The 2,213-nt window shown below is 51.0% G+C and carries 2 protein-coding genes and 1 pseudogene; all 3 read left to right on the top strand.

The annotated features are described in order from the left end of the window. Nucleotides 1-229 (top strand): annotated as a pseudogene (locus FYJ45_RS29205) (MobV family relaxase); the annotation flags it as partial. Continuing rightward, nucleotides 213-428 (top strand): hypothetical protein, encoded by a 216-nt coding sequence (locus FYJ45_RS29200; RefSeq protein ID WP_007215986.1) that lies wholly within the window; start codon nt 213-215, stop codon nt 426-428. The pseudogene FYJ45_RS29205 and the gene FYJ45_RS29200, both read left to right, overlap by 17 nt. Nucleotides 429-518: 90 nt before the next feature. Continuing rightward, nucleotides 519-2,030 (top strand): recombinase family protein, encoded by a 1,512-nt coding sequence (locus tag FYJ45_RS29195; protein WP_007215987.1) that lies wholly within the window; start codon nt 519-521, stop codon nt 2,028-2,030. The last annotated feature ends 183 nt before the right edge of the window (nt 2,031-2,213 follow it).

Genomic DNA, 2,213 nt, shown 5'->3' with positions numbered 1-2,213 from the left:
CTCCGGGCAGTTGAAAAAGTACAAGGTCACAATCAATGACCTGCTGGCAGAAAATGAGAAGCTGGAAGCACGAGCCAGAGCCAGCGAGAGCGGCAAAATCAAAGACCGCATGGAGCGGGCAAAGCTGGAAAGCGAACTGCACGATATGCAAAGGCTGGTTGACCGTATCCCGCCGGATATACTGGCGGAACTGAAACGGCAGCAGCGGCAGTATGGAAAGGAAAGGTGATTTTATAAGTAACAATATCAGATACAAAAAGGAAACAGAAGTCGTGACTTTTCAGGGAAAGGAAATCACGCTGGAAAACCTCTCCCCGGTGTTCACGCCGGAGCAGGAAGCGACCAAACGCCGGGAACTGGAGCAGCAGCTTTATGAGGTGTTCCGCAAATATGCCGATAAGCGGCAGAAAGAGGAAGCCGGGGCATAAATCCCGAAGCCATCGTTGATTTGCGGGGCTGCTGGCGGTATAATAGAACTGTCAGCAGCTCCGTTTCTTTTTAAGAAAAGGAGCGACAAAATGAATAACAGGATAGACGCGATCTATGCAAGGCAATCGGTAGACAAAAAGGACAGCATTTCCATTGAAAGCCAGATTGAGTTTTGCAAATACGAATTGAAAGGCGGGAACTGTAAGGAATACACAGACAAAGGGTACAGCGGCAAGAACACAGACCGCCCGAAGTTTCAGGAACTGGTGCGGGATATTAAGCGGGGCTTGATTGCAAAGGTCATTGTTTACAAACTTGACCGTATCAGCCGTTCCATTCTGGACTTTGCCAACATGATGGAACTGTTCCAGCAGTACGATGTGGAGTTTGTGTCCTCTACGGAGAAGTTTGATACCTCCACCCCGATGGGGCGGGCTATGCTGAATATCTGTATCGTGTTCGCCCAGCTTGAACGGGAAACGATACAGAAGCGGGTGACAGACGCTTACTACTCCCGCAGTCAGCGGGGCTTCAAGATGGGCGGGAAAGCCCCTTACGGCTTCCACACCGAGCCTATCAAAATGGACGGTATCAACACAAAGAAGCTGGTGGTAAACCCGGACGAAGCGGCCAATATCCGGCTGATATTTGAGATGTACGCCCAGCCCACAACCTCTTACGGGGACATTACCCGGTACTTTGCCGAACAGGGGATTTTGTTCTACGGCAAGGAACTGATACGCCCCACACTGGCGCAGATGTTACGCAATCCCGTCTATGTGCAGGCGGACTTGGATGTGTACGAATTTTTCAAAAGCCAGGGTACGGTTATCGTCAATGACGCCGCCGACTTTACGGGGACAAACGGCTGTTATCTGTATCAGGGGCGGGATGTGAAGCCCAGCAAGAAAAACGACTTGAAAGACCAAATGCTGGTGCTGGCTCCCCATGAGGGCATTGTTCCGGCGGATATATGGCTGGCTTGCCGCAAGAAGCTGATGAACAACATGAAAATCCAGTCCGCCCGAAAAGCCACCCACACATGGCTGGCGGGGAAAATCAAGTGCGGGAACTGCGGATATGCGCTTATGAGTATCTTCAATCCGTCCGGCAGGCAATATCTCCGCTGTACGAAACGGCTGGACAATAAAAGCTGTCCGGGCTGTGGGAAAATCATCACTTCCGAACTGGAAGCGGTGGTTTACCAGCAGATGGTGAAGAAGCTGGAAAAGCACAAGACGCTGACGGGCAGGAAGAAAGCGGCAAAGGCCAATCCCAAAATCGCCGCCCTGCAAGTAGAGCTTCTCCATGTGGACAGCGAGATTGAAAAGCTGGTGGACAGTCTGACGGGCGCGAACAATGTCCTGCTCTCCTATGTGAATGTGAAGATAGCGGAACTGGACGGGCGCAAGCAGGAACTTGTGAAGCAGATAGCCGAGCTGACGGTGGAAACCATCAGCCCGGGACAGGTCAACCAGATTTCCGGCTACCTCGACACATGGGACGATGTATCCTTTGACGACAAGCGGCGGGTGGTGGATTTGATGATTACCACCGTTGCCGCCACAAGCGACAGCTTGAACATTACATGGAAAATCTGACGGGCGGTAATCCTCCCGTCAGACCGTTACCCTGTGTAGTCCCTTGTAAACTGTACTTTGTGAGAAGCTACACTACAAAGCACGGGAGGAGGAGTTGTAATAACTTTCTTCGTTTTAGACAGCATATAAATCAGTGTAAGTTCTGCCTTTTCAAGCACAAATAAGTGGCATCATGAATCCGTA

Origin of the sequence: Eisenbergiella porci, from assembly GCF_009696275.1 — a bacterium.
GTDB classification, from domain to species: Bacteria; Bacillota; Clostridia; order Lachnospirales; family Lachnospiraceae; genus Eisenbergiella; species Eisenbergiella porci.
Note: the sequence above shows the minus strand (reverse complement) of the source record. Positions and strands in the feature narration are given on the sequence as shown.